This window comes from Actinoalloteichus sp. AHMU CJ021 (assembly GCF_002895405.1).
GTDB lineage: Bacteria > Actinomycetota > Actinomycetes > Mycobacteriales > Pseudonocardiaceae > Actinoalloteichus_B > Actinoalloteichus_B caeruleus.
This window is the reverse complement of the sequence record NZ_CP025990.1, coordinates 5,371,603-5,390,201: the sequence shown is the minus strand read 5'-3', so window position 1 is coordinate 5,390,201 and position 18,599 is coordinate 5,371,603. Positions and strand designations below refer to the sequence as shown.

General features: G+C 72.6%; 14 protein-coding genes. 5 read left to right on the top strand and 9 right to left on the bottom strand.

Annotated features, from left to right (window positions below; all coding sequences use genetic code 11):
• Positions 1-111: 111 nt before the first annotated feature.
• The gene (locus tag C1701_RS22880; protein ID WP_051314406.1) at positions 112-1,830 is read left to right on the top strand and encodes an IlvD/Edd family dehydratase; all 1,719 of its coding nucleotides are present in this window, start codon (positions 112-114) and stop codon (positions 1,828-1,830) included.
• Positions 1,831-1,869: 39 nt separating this feature from the next.
• Here C1701_RS22880 and clpX read toward each other — a convergent pair whose 3' ends face one another.
• Entirely contained in the window at positions 1,870-3,186 is a 1,317-nt protein-coding gene (gene clpX, locus C1701_RS22875; RefSeq protein WP_026420694.1) for an ATP-dependent Clp protease ATP-binding subunit ClpX, read from the bottom strand.
• A 278-nt stretch (positions 3,187-3,464) separates the two neighbouring features.
• On the opposite strand from clpX, the gene C1701_RS22870 reads away from it, so the two are divergent.
• The 3 genes from C1701_RS22870 (at position 3,465) to C1701_RS22860 (ending at position 7,757) form a co-directional block, all read left to right on the top strand.
• Positions 3,465-4,613 carry a TetR/AcrR family transcriptional regulator gene (locus tag C1701_RS22870; RefSeq protein WP_103056572.1) on the top strand — a complete coding sequence of 383 codons (1,149 nt, stop codon included), beginning with the start codon at positions 3,465-3,467 and terminating at the stop codon, positions 4,611-4,613.
• A 159-nt stretch (positions 4,614-4,772) separates the two neighbouring features.
• On the top strand, positions 4,773-6,686 hold the full coding sequence (htpG, locus tag C1701_RS22865; protein WP_026420695.1) for a molecular chaperone HtpG: 1,914 nt from the start codon (positions 4,773-4,775) through the stop codon (positions 6,684-6,686).
• Positions 6,687-6,812: 126 nt separating this feature from the next.
• Positions 6,813-7,757, top strand: coding sequence for a ribokinase (locus tag C1701_RS22860; protein WP_103057154.1), 945 nt, complete (start codon positions 6,813-6,815; stop codon positions 7,755-7,757).
• Between the two features lie 998 nt (positions 7,758-8,755).
• Here C1701_RS22860 and C1701_RS22855 read toward each other — a convergent pair.
• Positions 8,756-9,220 (bottom strand): Zeta toxin, encoded by a 465-nt coding sequence (locus C1701_RS22855; protein ID WP_245588986.1) that lies wholly within the window; start codon positions 9,218-9,220, stop codon positions 8,756-8,758.
• Between the two features lie 436 nt (positions 9,221-9,656).
• On the opposite strand from C1701_RS22855, the gene C1701_RS22850 reads away from it, so the two are divergent.
• Positions 9,657-10,226 carry a hypothetical protein gene (locus C1701_RS22850; RefSeq protein ID WP_051314410.1) on the top strand — a complete coding sequence of 190 codons (570 nt, stop codon included), beginning with the start codon at positions 9,657-9,659 and terminating at the stop codon, positions 10,224-10,226.
• A 31-nt stretch (positions 10,227-10,257) separates the two neighbouring features.
• On the opposite strand, the gene C1701_RS22845 is transcribed toward C1701_RS22850, so the two are convergent.
• The 7 genes from C1701_RS22845 to cysD form a co-directional block, all read right to left on the bottom strand.
• Complete coding sequence (locus C1701_RS22845) at positions 10,258-11,178, bottom strand: alpha/beta fold hydrolase (protein WP_103056571.1); 921 nt, start codon at positions 11,176-11,178, stop codon at positions 10,258-10,260.
• 198 nt (positions 11,179-11,376) lie between these two features.
• On the bottom strand, positions 11,377-13,170 hold the full coding sequence (locus C1701_RS22840) for a thiamine pyrophosphate-requiring protein (RefSeq protein ID WP_026420699.1): 1,794 nt from the start codon (positions 13,168-13,170) through the stop codon (positions 11,377-11,379).
• A 309-nt stretch (positions 13,171-13,479) separates the two neighbouring features.
• Complete coding sequence (locus C1701_RS22835; protein ID WP_103056570.1) at positions 13,480-14,373, bottom strand: ABC transporter permease; 894 nt, start codon at positions 14,371-14,373, stop codon at positions 13,480-13,482.
• Positions 14,360-15,175, bottom strand: a complete 816-nt coding sequence (locus C1701_RS22830; protein WP_026420701.1) for an ABC transporter ATP-binding protein — start codon at positions 15,173-15,175, stop codon at positions 14,360-14,362. Before C1701_RS22830 ends, C1701_RS22835 begins: the two co-directional genes overlap by 14 nt.
• Positions 15,176-15,261: 86 nt before the next feature.
• Entirely contained in the window at positions 15,262-16,335 is a 1,074-nt protein-coding gene (locus C1701_RS22825; RefSeq protein ID WP_103056569.1) for an ABC transporter substrate-binding protein, read from the bottom strand.
• On the bottom strand, positions 16,332-17,654 hold the full coding sequence (locus tag C1701_RS22820; RefSeq protein WP_103056568.1) for a sulfate adenylyltransferase subunit 1: 1,323 nt from the start codon (positions 17,652-17,654) through the stop codon (positions 16,332-16,334). The genes C1701_RS22825 and C1701_RS22820 overlap by 4 nt, the downstream gene beginning before the upstream one ends.
• Positions 17,654-18,595 (bottom strand): sulfate adenylyltransferase subunit CysD, encoded by a 942-nt coding sequence (cysD, locus tag C1701_RS22815; protein WP_103056567.1) that lies wholly within the window; start codon positions 18,593-18,595, stop codon positions 17,654-17,656. The genes C1701_RS22820 and cysD overlap by 1 nt, the downstream gene beginning before the upstream one ends.
• Positions 18,596-18,599: the final 4 nt, after the last annotated feature.

The window sequence follows — 18,599 nt, the reverse complement described above, 5'->3', positions numbered from 1 at the left end:
CCCCCGGGGTGCACGGTGCGTGGCGACGGGTTCCCGGACCGTGGCCTGCTCTGCTAGCGTCGGCGCCCCGGCAGCACGCAGGACCGCACAGCCGACGACGGGACCCCAACCGTGACTCGTGAGCTGCGTAGTGACCAGTGGTACGCGGGCGTGGACCGCAACGCCTACATCCACCGGGCCTGGATGCGGCGGGGCCTGCCCGCCGACGCGTTCTCCGGCCGGCCCCACCTCGCCATCGCCAACACGGCCTCGGACCTGACTCCGTGCAACTCCCACCTGGACGAGGTCGCCGGGGCGGTGCGGGACGGCGTGCACCAGGCCGGGGGGATAGCCCTGGACCTGCCCGTGATGTCGATCGGTGAGACCCAGGTGCGGCCCACCGCGATGCTGTGGCGGAACCTGGCCGCGATGGCGGCGGAGGAGATGCTGCGCGCCAACCCGGTCGACGGCGTGGTCCTGCTCGGTGGTTGCGACAAGACGATCCCGGCCCTGCTGATGGCAGCGGCCTCGGTGGACCTGCCCGCCGTCGTGGTGCCGGGCGGCCCCATGCTGACCGGCACCTTCCGCGGCCGCCCCCTCGGCTGCGGCACGGACGTCTGGCGGCTGAGCGAGGAGGTGCGGGCGGGCACCCTCTCCTCGGCGGAGTTCACCGCGTCGGAGTCGGCGATGATCCGCAGTCGGGGGCACTGCAACACGATGGGAACCGCGTCGACGATGGCGCTGGTCGCCGAGGCCCTCGGAATGGTCGTGCCCGGTCTCGCCGGCACACCGGCCCCCGACAGCAGGTTACTGGCCGAGGCCAACCGGAGCGGGCGCCTGGCCGTGGACCTCGTCGCCCTCGACCGGCGTCCCAGCACCCTGCTCACCCGGGCCTCGTTCCACAACGCGATCGTCGCCCTGGCGGCCGTGGGCGGCTCCACCAACGCCGTCGTGCACCTGCTGGCCATCGCCGGCAGGGTGGGCGTGGAGCTGACCCTGGACGACTTCGACCGCATCGGTTCCGACGTCCCGCTGCTGGTGGACCTCCAACCCGCCGGCCGGTTCCTCATGGAGGACCTGCACCGGGCCGGTGGTCTGCTGGCCGTGTTGCGGGAGGTCAGCGACCTGCTGGACCCGACAGCCCTGACGGTCACCGGCCCGCCGCTGGTCGACCTGGTGGCCGAGGCCCCCCGGTGGGACCCGGAGGTCGTCCGGGACCGCTCCGCCCCGCTGCGACCGTCCGCCGGGATCGCCGTGCTGCGCGGGAACCTCGCGCCGGACGGGGCGATCATCAAACCGGCGGCGGCCTCCCCCGAGCTGCTGCGCCATCGGGGTCCCGCCGTGGTGTTCGAGTCCGTCGAGGACCTGCGTGCCCGGATCGACGACCCCGATCTGGAGGTGGACGCCGACTCGGTGCTGGTGCTGCGGGGGTGCGGGCCGCGCGGCTACCCCGGGATGCCGGAGGTGGCCAACATGCCGCTGCCGAGGAAGCTGTTGGAACGCGGTGTGCGGGACATGGTGCGGATCTGCGACGGCCGGATGAGCGGCACCGCCTACGGCACCGTGGTGTTGCACGTCGCCCCGGAGGCGGCGGCGGGCGGGCCGCTGTCCCTCGTCCGGACCGGGGACCCGGTGGTCCTCGACCTCCCCCGCCGCGAGCTGCGGCTGGACGTGCCCGCCGAGGAGCTGCGCCGACGCCAACCGCCCCCGGCCACCACCGACGCCTACGCCCGCCCCACCCGGGGGTGGGAACGGCTGTACGTCGACCACGTGCAACAGGCCGACCGGGGCGCCGACCTGGACTTCCTCACCGGTTCGAGCGGTTCGACCGTGCACAGGGAGTCCCACTGACCGCGCCGCCACGCGGCACCGGCGCGGCCGCCCCCGTGCTCAGGCCGACCGGTCGCGGCGCTGTCGACGCCGCTGGGGTCGCTGCCTGGGCACGATCACCGGATCGACCCCGTGCCGCACGGCGTCCTCGTTGACCACGACCTTGGCCACGTCCCCCCGGCTGGGCACCGCGTACATGCTGGTGAGCAGGACCTCCTCCAGCACGGCGCGGGTGGCGCGGGCCCCCGTCCCCCGGAGCAGGGCCTGGTCGGCCACCGCCTCGACGGCGGCCCCGGTGAACTCCAGTTCCGCACCGTCCATCCGGAACAGCTTCTGGTACTGGGGGATCAGGGCGTTGCGGGGCTCGGTGAGTATCCGCACCAGCGCCGCCCGGTCCAGGGGCCGCAGCGTGGTCACGACGGGTACCCGGCCGACGAACTCGGGGATGAGGCCGAACCGCACCAGGTCCTCGGGCAGCACGTCGAGCAACGCCGCCTCCCGGTCGCGCTCCCGGTCCTGGGCGCCGCGCAGGACCGCGCCGAACCCGATCCCCCGGTGTCCCGACCGCTGCTCGACGATGTGCTCCAGACCGGCGAAGGCTCCACCGAGGACGAAGAGCACGTTGGTGGTGTCCACCTGCACGTACTCCTGTTGCGGGTGCTTGCGGCCCCCCTGCGGGGACACGTTCGCGACGGTGCCCTCCAGGAGCTTGAGCAGTGCCTGCTGCACCCCTTCACCGGACACGTCCCTCGCCGCGTTCTGGCTGTCCCCCCGGCGGGCTACCTTGTCGATCTCGTCGACGTAGATGATGCCCTTCTCCGCCCGGCTGACGTCGTGGTCGGCGGCCTGGAGCAACCGCAGGATGATGTTCTCCACGTCCTCACCCACGTAGCCGGCCTCGGTGAGGGCGGTGGCGTCGGTGATGGCGCAGGGCACGTCCAGGACCCGGGCGAGGGTTTGGACGAGGTGGGTCTTCCCGGAACCGGTTGGGCCGATCAGCAGGACGTTGGACTTCCCGAGTTCGACGGCCTCCCGGGAGGTGGAGTGCCGGCCCGGTTCCCCCTCCGGGCGCAGCACCCGCTTGTAGTGGTTGTAGACGGCCACCGCCAGTGCCCTTTTCGCCGCGTCCTGCCCCACCACGTACTCGTCGAGGAAGGCGTGGATGTCACGGGGGCGGGGTAACTCGGTCAGCGGCGCCGAGGGCGTTTCCTCGGGGGACCTGCTGATCTCCTCGGCCAGGAGCTCGCGACACAGGCCCACGCACTCGTCGCAGATCCGCACGCCGACCGCGCCCGCGATCAACCGTCTGACCTGCTCCCCTCTCTTCCCGCAGAACGAACACCGCAGCGGACCGCCGCCGTCACCGATACGTGTCACTCGAAAACGTCTCCTCACCGGGTGCTGGCGGAAGGGAACACGGGGGACGCCGGCCGAGGCGCCCGACGGGTTCCCGGGGGTTCGAGCCGCACCGCCGGAGGGCGGCGGGCTGGCGGAACACGGGTCTCCACACCCCGGGGCCGGGGACGGGTGGACGGGGTGGCGTGGCGCGACCCACGCTGGTCATGGCGAACTCCACGGGGCGGCGGCCACAGTCAGATGATCCGATCATATACACGGTGGCGGTATCTTGAGCGGCGACGGAAGCGAGGTGGATGATGGGCCGGCTCACCAGGGCGGAGACGCGGCAACGCAACCGCGCCCGCGTGCTGGACGCGGCTCGGACGGAGTTCACCGACCGGGGGTTCCGCGACGCCAAGATCGACAGCATCGCCGCCCGCGCCCGCCTGACCCGCGGCGCCATCTACTCGAACTTCCCCGGCAAACGAGCCCTGTACTTCGCCGTGCTGGCCCACGAGGCGGAGCGGGCGGGACGGGCGGTGGTCCCCCCGGGGGAGGCCCCCTCCACGCACCCCGGCCACGGCCCCGACACCGCGACCTCCGCCGGGCAGGCGCTCAGCGCCTTCGCCAGGGCCTGGGTCGGCGGGTTGCCGCTGGCCACCGACCAGCGGTACGACGGCGCCCGGCTGAGCATGGACCTGCTCCCGGAGATCCTGGCCGACGAACACGCCCGGATTCCCTTCGCCCAGTTGACCAAACTCGACGCGCTCCTGCTCGGCTTGGCGTTGGAGAACCTCCACCCTCCCGGCTCGCCGGCCCGCGATCTGGTGGGCCTCGCGGAAACCGCCCTCACCCTCCTGCACGGGGCGGGCCAGCTGGCCTCGACGGCACCGGGGTACGTCGAACCCTTCGCGATCGTGCGCGCCTGCGAACGCCTCCCCGACCTGGGGCTCGACCGGGGCATCACCGTGACCTCGGACCCCCCGCCGGCCACGCCGGCCGACCGCCCGTGGGCGTACCCAGTGGGCATGGACGCGGTCCGGGGGGAACCGGCCCGGGTTGAGGACGGTGTGGTGCTGGTGCTGGGCCTGCACCGGCTGGCCACGGTGGAGGCCGCCGTCCGCACGGCACCGGCCGGCACGCCGGTCACGGTCGGCGTCGTCACCGGGGAGCCGGCGGAGTTGGGACCGCTCGCCCGGCTCACCGTGACCCGCCTGGGCACCCTGCTCCGCTCGTCCTTCCCCCGCGCCGCGTGGCCCCGGCTCCGGGTGATCTGCGCCGGCGCGGCCGCCCTCGCTGCCGAGCTGGGCGACGACGGGGTCAGCGACACCACGGAACGGGCGGCCCTCGTCCGGGACGGCCGCGTCCTGGCGAGCGCGGAGGGGTTCGGCGCCGGTCAGGCGGTGGCGGCGGCCTGGACCTCCGCCGTGAACGACGCCCCGGGACCGTCCCGCCACCCGGGTTGACGATGACGAGACCGCCCGACCGGGCCGTCCGAGAGGACGTCGGCTCCCGGCGCGCACCCGACGGCAGCCCCGGTCACACCTCCCCGGCCGGGCACCCTGGTGCCGGGGCGACGGTGGTCGTACCCTCGGCCGCGGTGCGGCCTTCCTGAAAGGAAACCAGTGAACACGCAAACGGAAACCCTCGAGTTCCAGGCCGAGACTCGCCAGCTCCTGCAACTGATGGTGCACTCCATCTACTCAAGCAAGGACATCTTCCTGCGCGAGCTGATCTCGAACTCGTCCGACGCGCTCGACAAGCTGCGTCTCGCGTCCTACGCCGACAAGGACCTGGACGTCGACACCGAGGACCTGCACATCCACCTCTCCACCGACGGGGAACAACGCACCCTCACCGTGCGCGACAACGGGATCGGGATGTCGCGTGACGAACTCGTGGAGAACCTCGGCACCATCGCGAAGTCCGGCACCGCCGAGTTCCTGAGGAAACTGCGGGAGACGCGGGACGCCAACGCCTCCGAGGAACTGATCGGCCAGTTCGGAGTCGGCTTCTACTCCTGCTTCATGGTCGCCGACCGGGTCACCGTCGTGAGTCGTCGCGCCGGCGAGACCGTCGGCACCCGCTGGGAGTCCACCGGCGAGGGCACCTACACCCTGGAGTCGGTCGACGAGGCGCCGCAGGGCACGACCATGACGCTGCACCTCAAGCCCGTGGACGAGGAGAACGCGCTCCACGACTACGCCGCGGACTGGAAGGTCAAGGAGATCGTCCGCCGCTACTCCGACTTCATCACCTGGCCCATCCGCATGGACGTCGTGCCGCCCGGCGCGGAGGAGGGCGCCGAGCCCGAGCCCACCACCATCAACTCGCGCAAGGCGCTGTGGGCCCGGTCGAGCGACGAGGTCAGCGAGGCCGAGTACTCCGAGTTCTACAAGCACCTCACCCACGACTGGAGCGACCCCCTCGACACCATCAGCGTCAAGGCCGAGGGGACCTTCGAGTACCAGGCCCTGCTGTTCCTGCCCTCCCGCGCCCCCATGGACCTGTTCATGCGGGAGGGACGACGCGGCCTCCAGCTCTACGTCAAGCGCGTCTTCATCATGGGCGACTGCGAGGCGCTGCTCCCCGAGTACCTGCGCTTCGTCAAGGGCGTCGTCGACGCCCAGGACCTCTCGCTCAACGTCTCCAGGGAAATCCTCCAGCAGGACCGCCAGATCCAGTTGATGCGCCGCCGCCTGGTCAAGCGCGTCCTCGGCGCGCTGAAGACCATGATGGCGGAGGAACCCGAGAAGTACCGCACCTTCTGGAAGGAGTTCGGGTCGGTCGTCAAGGAGGGGCTGCTCAACGACGCGGCGAACCGGGACGCGATCCTCGACGTCGTCTCCTTCCATTCGACGAACGACGCCGAGGCCACCACCTCGCTGCGCGAGTACGTCGAGCGGATGAAGGACGGTCAGGAGGAGATCTACTACCTGACCGGTCGGACCCGGTCGGTCATCGAGAACTCCCCCCATCTGGAGGGCTTCCAGGCCAAGGGCCTGGAGGTGCTGATGCTGACCGACGCCGTCGACGAGATGTGGGTGGATGCCGTCGGCGAGTTCGACGGCAGGAAGTTCCGGTCCGTCGCCAAGGGCCAGGCCGACCTGAAGGCCGAGGACGACGAGGAGAGCGGCGACAGCGAGCGGGACCAGCGCGCGGAGGAGTTCGCCGCCCTGCTGTCCTGGATGGGCACGTTGATGGAGGACAACCTCAAGGAGGTGCGGCTGTCCTCGAGGTTGACCACCTCCCCCGCCTGCCTCGTCGGGGACGAGCACGACGTCACGCCCGAGCTGGAGAAGCTCTACCGGGCGATGGGCCAGGACGTTCCGCACACCAAGCGGATCCTGGAGCTCAACCCGGCGCACCCGCTGGTCAGCGGGCTGCGCAAGGCGCACGAGGAGCGGGCTGACGACGAGGGGATCGCCGAGACGGCCGAGTTGCTCTACGGCATGGCGCTGCTCGCGGAGGGCGGCGAGCTGAGCGACCCGCCGCGCTTCACCCGCCTGCTGGCCGACCGGTTGGCCAGCGGACTGTGACCCCGCCGGCCCGGGGCGGGGTTCCCGTCCCGGGCCGGGCACCGTGCCGGTCCGGCGGGGGACGGGGTCACGGTGGCGCCCGGTGACGACGGCCGAGCGATCGATCGAGAGCGCGAGGGGGCGCTGGTGGACGAGCGTGGTGGTGTCCTGGTCGTCGGTTCGGCCAACGCGGACCTGGTGGTCACCGTGGACCGCCGTCCCGGCCCGGGCGAGACCGTGCTCGGCTCGGACACCACGGTGGCCCCCGGGGGGAAGGGGGCCAACCTGGCGGTGGCCGCGGCCAGGTTGGGCGGCCGGGTGTCCCTCCTCGCCGCCGTGGGCACGGACCAGCACGGTGACCTGCTGCGCGCGTCACTGCGGGACGCCGGCGTCGGTACCGACCTGGTGCGCGACGACGAGCGGCCCACCGGCGTCGCCTACATCACCGTCACGGCGGACGGGGAGAACTCGATCGTCGTGGCACCGGGGGCGAACTCCTCGGTCTCCGAGGCCGACGTGGACGCGGCCTCGCACCGGATCGCCACGGCGACGGTGCTCACCTGTTCCCTGGAGGTGCCGCTCCCCGCCGTGCGGCGGGCCGTGCGGGTGGCCACCGAGGCCGGGGTGCGGGTCGTGGTCAACCTCTCCCCCGTCGCCGACCTCGGTGGTGAGGTCCTGGGTGCCCTCGACCCGTTGATCGTCAACGAACACGAGGCGTCCCACCTGCTCGCCGCCGCACTGCCCGGTCCCCCCGGCGCCGAGGCGACCGGACCGCCCTCGGTGCGGGCGCGGCGAACCGCCCGTGACCTGCTGGCCCTCGGGCCGCGTTCCGCGGTGGTGACGCTCGGCCCGGCGGGGGCCGTGGTCGCGGAGCGGGACGCGGAACCGATCATGGTGCCCGCTCCCCCGGTGCGGGCCGTGGACTCGACCGGAGCGGGCGACGCCTTCGCGGGGGCGCTGGTGGCACGGCTGGCCGCTGGCGCGTCGCTGATCGACGCCGCGCGGACCGCCGTGCGCGCCGCGGCCCTCTCGGTGACCAGGCCCGGCGCGCAGCCGTCGTTCGCCCGTTCCGCCGAACTCGGCCCGACCTGAGCGGGAAGCGGGGACAGCCGGCTTCCCCCGGGGCACGGCCGAACGCCGGCCGGCTGGGACGTCGGCCGGCTGGGACGTCGGCCCCGTCGACCACCCCCGCTGCCGAGGTACGGGGGCCGTCGAAGGAGCCGGTGCCGTCCGAGACCCGGCGCGGGCCACGAGGCGGTCACCAGCCGGGGGGGCGCGCCGGGGCGGGCAGGCAACGCGGTCCACACCCGACCGATAGGCAGGGGAAGCCGGTGGGGACCAGCCGGTCCACACCCGAATCCAACCCGCGGCCGCGCGCCGGGAAAACAAGGATCCGTACCGCCGGACCGGCGACCACGATTGCTGACCACCGTCGAACAGGAATTCCCGGAATCGTGCTACGAATATGATACCTGAATCGAATCATCCGTTCCCTCGGCAGGAGCAGGACCTCCTTCCACCACTACTTCGATTCCCGACGGACCCGCTGGACGTGGTGTTGGACGAGGGCCTCAGGAAGCTGGTCGCCGCACTCGACTCCCCGCACCGGGGTCCTTCCCGAGCGGCGCCTCCAGGGGCGGACGTGGCGGCCCTGCTCGACCGCCCGCTGGCCCTCGACGCCCTCGACGCCCTCGACCCCGTCGGCGTCGGCGTCGGCGTCGGCGTCGGCGTCGGCGTCGGCGTCGGCCTGAGGCGATCGTCCTCACCTCACCGACCCGCCCCTGGGGACGCCACGGCGCGCCCGCGCGGAGCACCAGGGGACTCCACGGCCGGCTGGACCGCCCCCTCCGCGCTGGCCGAGGGGTGGGCTCCGCCCGCCACGGCCCCCGGACCTCCGGTGCCGCACGGGGGCCGTGCTCACCTCGAACGACGAGTGGGTGCTGGGCCGGGTGCTGGGCCCCCCAGCGCACGGGTCACCGCGAGACGACGCGAACGCCCGCCCACGGCCGGTTGGCCGCGCTGACCCGGCTGCTCCCCGAACCGAACGGGACGAGGAAGACCCAGGGTCGAGGGTGCGACCAGCGGTGCGGTCACCGCCTCCGCAGGACGAGCCGGGCACCGGTGTCCGGCCTCCGGAGCACGGTGACCGACCGCCATCCCCGGATGCGACCCCCCAACAACGCCCGCTCCACCCGCCGGGCCCGGCGCACGTGGTGCGCGAAGGACGGCCGCCCCAGGACCCGACCTCGCGCCCGCTGCCCCTCCAATGCCTCCCCCACCCGTGCGGTCACCCACACGAAATGACAGGTCCGTCCCGTCAGCGCACCCACGAGGAGCAGCACCACCCGGGTGCTGATCCGGGTGGCCGGCTCGTGCGCGACCACCGGGTGCGCGCTGAGCGCGCAGAACACCGCGATGCGGGCGTGGTGGCAGAGATGCACCAGCGGCCGGTACCAACGGTAGCCGACCCACGAGGGCAGGGTCGTCCCCAGCCAGCTCCGCATCTGGTCCGAGTCGAGAATGACCGCGCCGACGGTGTTCTCGGCGTTCCGCAACAATGTGCTCTTTCCGGCTCCTGGCAGTCCCGCGACCACAACGAGATCATTCCGCGTGAGAACCGCGTGAAATTCGGTCAATTCAGGACTGGCAGGACGCATGGCCACAGAACGGCCGAATCCACCCGAATGTTCCCCACCCCGGAGTGGTGTCGATCATGTTCCCTCCGGCCGCGCGGTCCCGTTCCCCCGGCGCCCCGCGTCACCCGTTCCGCCACCCGCGTCCCAGCCCACGAGCGGCTCACGGCTGCCGCCCTTCGGACCGGTTCCGGGGAACCGCGATCTCCAGCCCCACCTCACCGCTGACGGGCGCTCCGCCACCCAACCACCGCCCGCACCCTCTCCCCGGGGAACACGGTGGGCTCCCATCCCGGCCGCGCGGACCACGGCGATATCCGATGGCCCCAACCCTCCCGCCACCGGCAGAATCCCGGACGTGGAACCCGTTCACGTCCTCGTGCTCCGCGGACCGGCCGGGGTGGGCAAGACGACGACCGCCTACGAGATCGGTCGCCTGCTCGCCGCCCGCGACGTGCCGCACGCCCTGATCGACACCGACGAACTGGACCGCGTCCACCCCCAGCCCCCACCGGACTCACCCGGCGCCGGCCTGGCCGGCAGCAACCTCGCGGCGATCTGGGGGAACTTCGCCGCCGCCGGTCACAGCCGCCTCGTCCTCACCGGGGTCTTCGCCGACATCGCCTCGGAACTGCCCTGGATCGCCCACGCCGTTCCCGGAGCCGCCTTCACCGTCGCTCGCCTCACCGCGGACGAGTCGACCCTGGCCGACCGCGTCCTCCGCCGCGAGGTGGGGTCCGGCGCCGAGGAGCAACTGGTCCGCACCGCACGCCAGGTGGAGACCATCCGACGACGCACCGGCCGACCCGACACGGTGGTGGTCGACACCACGGGTCGGTCCGTCCCCGAGGTGGCCCGGGAGGTGCTCGCAGGCTGGCCACCCGCCCAGGAACGGTCCGCGCCGCCCCCGCCGACCCCGACGGGTTGAGCCCCGCCGCTCCCACCACGGCGGCTCCGGCTCAGCCGAGGCGCTCGACGTCAGCGACGTGTCCGGCCACCAGATCAGCCACGGTCGTCGGCAGTCCCGGGGAGAACAGCCCGTGCCCCATCCCCGGTACGACGCGCAGCCGCGCGCCGGGGATCAACGCCGCCAGCCGCAGGCCGTGCTCCACCGCGTGAACGGGGTCCTCGGTGCCGTGCACGACCAGGGTCGGCGCGGCGATCCGGGACAGGTCCACCCGCCGGTCCTCGGTCATCCGCCCCGCCAGCGCGTGGTTGTCCCCGGAGTTCGGGTCGCGGTCCCGGTCATACCCGAGGGCCGACACCCGACGTGCCTCGGCCTCGTCGAAGGGGAGCACCTCCCCGTGGAGGACCCGCCACGTCTCGGTGGCGGACTCGACGCGATCCGCACGCGTCTCGCCCCCGGTCTCGGCGCGAGCGGCGAGATGGCGCAGGAACCGGGGCGCGGGCGGGGGAAGCGCCCCCGGATCGGGATCCTGGCCCGCCAACGCCCGCCGCCAGGCCGATTCCGGGTCCTCCCCCAGCGGGGACGTCATGACCGCCGTCAGGCCGCGGACCCGGTCAGGGCGGTGCACGGCCAGCCACTGGCAGATGGTCCCCCCGAGCGACATCCCCACCACGTGGGCCGACGCGATGCCGAAGGCGTCCAGGACGGCGAGGCAGTCACCCGCCATGTCGGCGACGGTGTAGGGATCGCGCTCGAAGTCCACCGTGTCGGACAGCCCGGTGTCCCGGTGGTCGAAGAGGACTACCTGGCAACCGGCGGCGAGGAGCCGGTCCACCAGCTCCGGCGGCCACAGCACCGACGACGCCGAGGTCCCCATCACCAGCAGCACGGGGGGATGCTCCACGTCACCGACCCGCCTGGTCCACAGGCGGACCGGACCGGAGTGGACGAAGGTGCCGTTCTCCGCTGCCATGCGCGGGACCCTAACGGGTGCCGTGCCGCGCTCCAGCGCCCAACACCGCCGAGCGGCGGGACCCGGTGTGGGATACTGTCCGGGCCGCTCCGGCACCCGGCCGGCGCCCTCCCCGCTTCGATCGGCGGCCCATCCCACGGGCCGCCGACCACGGGCCTGGGGCGGTCCCACCCCACCAGGACCGGCTGGCGATCCGCCTCAGCCCCGCTGCCCGGGAAGCAACTCCTGCGCCTTGGTCCGCAGCCCCTGCGCGATCATGTGGAAGGCCTCCGGGTCTCCCTTCAGCACGGCCTCCGTCACCGACCGCACCTGCTCGGCGGTGGCGTGCGGCGGGATCGGCGGCACCTCCGGGTCGCAGTGGACGTCGAGCACGGTCGGGGTGGCCGCGCTCAGGGCCCGGTCCCACGCCGCTCCGAGGTCCTCCGGATCGTCCACGGTGATCGCCGTCAACCCGAGCGAACGGGCGAAGGCCGCGTAGTCGACGTCCGGCAGGGTCTGCGACTCCTCGAACTTCGGGGCACCCCCCATCGCGCGCAGCTCCCAGGTCACCTGGTTCAGGTCGTTGTTGTGGAAGACGCAGATGACGCAACGCTGGTCCGACCACAGGTTCCGGTACCGGGCGATCGTGATGAGTTCGGCCAGGCCGTTCATCTGCATCGCCCCGTCCCCGACGAGCGCCACGACCGGCCGCTCGGGATGGGCGAACTTCGCGCCGATCGCGTAGGGGACCCCCGGCCCCATCGTCGCCAGGGTCCCGGACAGCGAACCCCGGACGTCACCGCGGATCCGCAGGTTGCGGGCGTACCAGTTGGCGGCCGAGCCGGAGTCGGCGGTGACGATCGCGTTGTCGGGCAGGCGCCTGGACAGCTCGGAGACCACCCGCATCGGATTGACGGGCCTGGCCGGAACGGCGGCCTGCCGGTCCACCGTGGTCCACCAGTCGGCCACGTTCCTCTCGATGGTCCCCCGCCACCCGGAGTCCTCGCGTCGCCGCAACAGGGGCGCCAACGCGCGCAGGGTGGTGGCGGCGTCGCCGACCAGGTTGACCTCGGTCGGGTACCGCATCCCGATGAAGCGGCCGTCGATGTCGATCTGCACGCCCCTGGCCTGCCCGTACTTCGGGAGGAACTGGGAGTACGGGAAGTTGGAACCGACGATCAGCAGCGTGTCGCAGTCCCGCATCATCTCGTAGCTCGGCCGCGTCCCCAACAGGCCGATCGCGCCCGTCACGTAGGGCAGGTCGTCGGGCAGGACGTCCTTGCCCAACAGGGCCTTGGCCACTCCGGCCCCGGTGAGGTCGGCGACCTCGCGGACCTCGGCGGCGGCGTTCCTGGCGCCCTGCCCGACCAGGATCGCCACCCGCTCCCCCGCGTTGAGCACCTCGGCCGCGGCGGCGATGTCGCTCTCCGGCGCCGACACCGCCGACCGGACGTGGCTGGGCGGGCTCGACGGGACCTGTTTGAACTCGTGCCGGGGCGGGGTGTACTCCTCCTCCTGGAGGTCACCGGGGACGATCAGCGCCGTGGGGGAACGCGACGCCTCGGCCGCCCTGATGGCCCGGTCCAGGGCGTTGGGCAACTGCTCGGCGACGTTGACCTCCACCAGGTACTCGCTGGCCACGTCCTTGAACAACGTCTGGAGGTCGACCTCCTGCTGGTAGCTGCCGCCCATCGCGCTGCGGTCGGTCTGCCCGACGATGGCCACCACCGGGACGTGGTCGAGCTTGGCGTCGTAGAGGCCGTTGAGCAGGTGGATCGCCCCGGGCCCCGAGGTCGCCAGGCACACACCGACCTGGCCGCTGAACTTGGCGTACCCCACGGCCTGGAAGGCGGACATCTCCTCGTGGCGTGCCTGCACGAAGCGGGGCTGGTTGTCAGCCCGGCCGAAGGCGGCGACGATGCCGTTGATGCCATCCCCCGGATAGGCGAAGACCTGCCGCACCCCCCAGTCCCGCAGCCGCCGAACCAGGTAGTCACCCACGGTCTCGCTCATGCCACACCCTTTCCTGTCGTTCCCGGACTCCGTGCGATAGGGGCGCGGCTGGTCGTTCCGGCGCTCATACCCCGACGACTGGGCCAGGAGCACCACCCACCGGGGAGGAGAGCCGCCGGTCGGTCCGGAACACCGAGGGCGGGCGCGACCACTCCGCCAGGTGTCCCCGGCCCGCGCTCTCCGCGACGCGGAGCGACCGCCACCCGTGCCCGAGGACTACCCACCAGCCTCCGGCTCACACCTGCCCGCCCTCGCGGGAACGTTCGGCCCGGCCCCGGCGGCAGGGCCACGGCGACGACTCCGCCCCCCTCACCCCAGACCACCCGCCAGGCCCCGTGCCCGCAGCACCGACCGCTCCACCGGGCGGAAGACGAGCAGTTCGATCCCCATGCCCACCAACAGGATCAGCAGGATCGCCGCGATCACCACCGGCATGTCGTTGAACGCCTGCCCCTGGCTGAGGTACGTGCCCAACCCGACCCCCAGCTGCGGCGAGATCGCGATGAGCTCGGCGGCCATCAACGATCGCCAGGAGAAGGCCCACCCCTGTTTCAGACCGCCCAGGTACCCGGGAAGCGCCGCCGGGAGCAGGACGTGCCGTGCGGCGGCCAGTCGCCGGGCGCCCAACACGCGGCCCACTCGGGGGAGGGCGGGGTCGATCTGGTCGATTCCCGACACGAGACCGTTGGCGATGGAGGGCACCGACCCCAACAGCACGACGAAGTAGATGGCGGCGTCGGTGAGGCCGAACCACAGGACGGCCGCCGGAACCCACGCCACCGAGGGCAGGCTCTGCAGACCGATCAGCAGCGGACCGATCGCCGCCCGCACCAACCGCACCCGAGCCACGAGCAGCCCCAACGGGGTCGCGATCAGGATTCCGACCGCGAACCCCAGCACGGCGCGGTGCACCGACGTCCACAGGATGCCCCACACCTGGCCGTCCTCCACCAGGGCCCAGAAGACCTCCCACACGGCGAGCGGCGCGGGCAACCGGTACTCGGGCAACCAGGCGGTCGCCCAGAGCGCCTGCCACAGAACGACGAGGGCCAGCAACGCCACCAGCGGGGGAAGCACCGCCGCCAGCCGCGTCCTCGACCGCCGCTCCGCCACGGGCATGTCCAGGGCGTCCAACCCGGCCCCGACATCGCCCTCACCCGATCGGGTCGAGGTTCCGGTCGGGTCCGGTTCAGACCGTTGCATGGGCGCTGATCACCTCCCGCAGCCGGCCGGTGATGTCACGGATCAGCCCGTCCCTGTCGGTCACGTCCGCCGTCCGCCACTCCTGGTGCACCCGACCCGGCCGGGACGAGAGCAGCACGACCCGCTGCCCCAACCGCACGGCCTCCTGCACGTCGTGGGTGACGAACAGCACGGCCATCCCGTTGGCCCGCCACACCCGGAGCAACTCCGACTGGAGGACATCCCTGGTGATGGCGTCGAGCGCCGCGAACGGCTCGTCCATCAGCAGCAGCGGGCACCCGGCACCGCCCGGCCCCATCTCACCGGCCCCGGCCGGTGGCGGCGTGTCGATCGACGCGAGCGCCCTGGCCAGTGACACCCGCTGCCGCATACCGCCCGACAACTCGTGGGGACGCCGGCCCCCGACACCCGACAGCCGCACGAGGCCGAGGAGTTCCTCGGCCCGCGCCCGACGTCGCGCCCGTCCCACCCCGGCCAGCCGCAGCGGAAGCTCCACGTTGCGCGCCGCCGTCAACCACGGCAACAGGGCCGCGTCCTGGAACATCATGGCCGGTCGGCGCCAGCCCGGGCTGATCGTTCCCTCGGTCGGGACGTCCAGGCCGGCGACCAGGTTCAGCATCGTGCTCTTGCCGCACCCGGATGCTCCGAGCAGGCAGACGAACTCCCCGGGACCGACCTCGAGGTCCACCCCGTCGAGCACCGGAACGGAATCAGCTCCCCGGCTGAAGGTCTTGCGGACGCCAGTGAGTCGCACCGCGTGGGGAACGCGGACGTTCGGGGTGAGCTGAGCTGTGGCAGTCATCGTCAACTCCTCGATGTCCCGGAACCGATGGCGGGACGAGTACGGCGGAGGGGCGCAACGGCAGTGCTCGGTGACGGGAAACCCGGTCAGCCACCTCCGTCGGTACCGACGGAGGACGTGGCCGCCGGCCCCGCCGCCGCCCGCTCCACCAGGGTCAGGTCGACGAACCCGTCGAGGTCGACGTCGTCCCGGAGGACACCGGCCGCGACGGAGTCGGCCGCGAGTTCCGGCAGGAGCTCGGGCAGCGGGTCGACCGTCATCTCGACGGCCTCCAGGGCCTCGGCCACCACCACCTCGGGCAGTTCACCGCCGGTGAGCGCGGCAACCGTGTCCTGGAGCAGCGTGAGCGCCTCCCCTGGCCTGGTCCCGGCCCACTCGATGGCGGCGAGCACACCCCGCAGGGCAGCGACCACGGTGTCCGGGTGGCGCCGGGCGAACTCGTCCCGCACCACGACCACCGTGCTGGGGAAACGTCCCCCCGGCCACAGGTCCCGCTCGTCGACCAACACCCTCGCCCCACCCGTCACCACCAGTCGGGACGCCCACGGCTCCGGCAGCCATCCGCCGTCGATCCGCCCCTCGCGGAACGCGTCCAACGTCTGCGGATTGGCCAGCTGGGCGATCCGCACCTCCCCCGCTCCGTCACCCACCCCCAACCCCTCCGAGCCCAGCCACTTGCGGAGCGCGATGTCCTGCGTCCCGACCACCTGGGGGACCGCCAGGGTCCGCCCCCGCAGCTCGACCGCGGTGTCGATGCCCTCCCGCACCACCAGTCGCGCACCGCCCGACACCGCGCCGGCCACCAACCGGACCTCTCCCTCGGACTTGGCGTAGGCGTTGATCGCCGGACCGGAACCGAGGAACGCCAGGTCCACCGACCCACCCAGCAGGGCGTTGACCAGACCAGGCCCGGCATTGAAGGTCTGCGGGACCAACTCGGTGCGGCCCAGCTCGCGTTCGAGGAAGCCACCGCCGACGCCGAGCAACGCGGGAGCGTGCGTGACGTTCGGGAAGTAACCGATCCGCAACTCCGCCGCCGGGCCCTCGTCCCCCACCGAGGACGGGGTGGAGGCCGCCCGAGCACACGCGCCACACGCCACCGCCGTCACCAGCAGGAGCACGCCCCACGCCCGCCACCAGCCGACCGGGACCCGGTTCATGACGACCCGACGCCGTCGACCGGCTCACCCCGTCCCGCCGGCCGTGCGTGGCCGGGCAGCGGCAACGGGCTCCCCACCAGCCCCGCCGCCAGGGTCGACCCGTCGACGGGGTCCATGACCAGGAAGGCGCCCGTGCGCCGGCATGCGCGGTAGTCGTCCACGGCGAGCGGACGCGCGGTCCGGACACGGACCCGGGCGATCTCGTTCAGGCGGACCGAATCCGGATCGGCCGTGCTCTCCAGCCGCTGCTCGTCGAACCGGGCGAGCAGATCGGCCACCAGGGCGTGCACCGTCCGGGTACCGTGCTTGACCAACACTCTCGCGCCCGGGCGCAACGGCTGGTCGGCGAGCCAGCACACCGTCGCGTCGAGTTCGTCGGTCAGGCGGGGCGGCCGGTCGACGGCGACGAACAGGTCGCCACGAGCGATGTCGACATCCTCGGACAACAACACCGTCACCGACTCGCCGGCCACCGCGCGGGGAACGTCCCCGTCCGCGGTGTGGACCCGGTCCACCCTGCACCGCTGGCCGCCCGGGAGGACCAGGACCTCGTCGCCGGCGGCCACCGAACCGGCCGCCACCTGGCCCGCGTAACCCCGGTAGTCCGGGTGCTCGGGGGTCCGTGGCCGGATCACGTACTGGACGGGGAACCTGAACGGCGCGTTCGGCCGCTCCTCCTCGGCGGGAACCGTCTCCAGGTGCTCCAACAACGTGGGCCCCTGGTACCACGGGGTGCGGTCGGAGCGGTCGACGACATTGTCACCGACCAGCGCCGACACCGGAACGCTCAGCACGTCGGCGTCCTGGTACCCCAGGGCGGCCGCGTGCGCGGTGAAATCCTTGGCGATCAGCGCGAACGTCTGCTCGTGGTAGTCGACCAGGTCGATCTTGTTCACCGCCAGCACCAGCCGGGGCACGCCGAGCAGGGCCAGGACGGCGGCGTGCCGACGCGTCTGTTCCACGACCCCCTTGCGGGTGTCCACCAGCAGGACCGCCAGCTGGGCCGTGGACGCACCGGTCACGGTGTTGCGGGTGTACTGCACGTGACCGGGGGTGTCGGCCAGGACGAAGGACCGGCGGGGCGTGGCGAAGTAGCGGTAGGCGACGTCGATGGTGATGCCCTGCTCCCGCTCGGAGCGCAGCCCGTCGACCAGCAGGGACAGGTCCGGCGTCGCCAGGCCCCGGTCCACGCTCGCCCGGTGCACCGCGTCGAGCTGGTCAGCCAGCACCGACTTGGTGTCGTAGAGCAACCTCCCGACGAGGGTGGACTTGCCGTCGTCCACGCTTCCCGCCGTCGCCAGCCTGAGAAGTTGGCCCATCAGAAGTACCCCTCCTTCTTGCGGTCCTCCATGGCGGCCTCGGAGAGCCGGTCGTCGGCGCGGGTCGCCCCGCGCTCGGTCAACCGGCTGGCCGCGACCTCGTCGATCACCTCGTCCACCGTCGAGGCGGTGGACTCCACCGCCCCCGTGCAGGAACCGTCACCGACGGTGCGGTAGCGGACCGTGGCGCGGCGGACGGCCTCACCGTCCCGAGGCCCACCCCACGGCCCACTGGTCAGCAACATCCCGTCGCGGGCGAACACCTCCCGCTCGTGGGCGAAGTACAGCGAGGGCAGCGGCACGCCCTCCCGCGCGATGTAGGCCCAGACGTCGAGTTCGGTCCAGTTCGACAGCGGGAACACCCGGACGTGCTCCCCGGGCTGGTGGCGACCGTTGTACAGGTTCCACAACTCCGGGCGCTGCCGGCGGGGCTCCCACTGGCCGAAGGAGTTGCGCAGGCTGAAGACCCGCTCCTTCGCCCTGGCCCGCTCCTCGTCCCGGCGGCCCCCGCCGAAGACCGCGTCGAACCGGTGCTCGGCGATGCTGTCCAGCAACGGCACCGTCTGGAGCGGGTTGCGGGTGCCGTCGGGGCGTTCGACCAGTCGGCCGTCGGCCAGCCAGTGCTCGACCTCGGCGACGACCAGCCGCAGGCCGTGCTCGGCGACCAGGCGGTCCCGGAACTCCAGGACCTCGGGGAAGTTGTGCCCGGTGTCGACGTGCAGCAGCGGGAAGGGCACCGGCGCCGGCCAGAACGCCTTGATCGCCAACCAGACGAGCAGCGTGGAGTCCTTCCCACCGGAGAACAGGATCACCGGCCGGTCGAACTCACCCGCGACCTCCCGGAAGACGTGGATCGCCTCCGACTCGAGCGCGCGCGGAGCGGGTGCCGTCCGGGACTCGGCCGCACCCCCACCCGCGGGGGTTGTCGCGTGGATGGTCATCTCG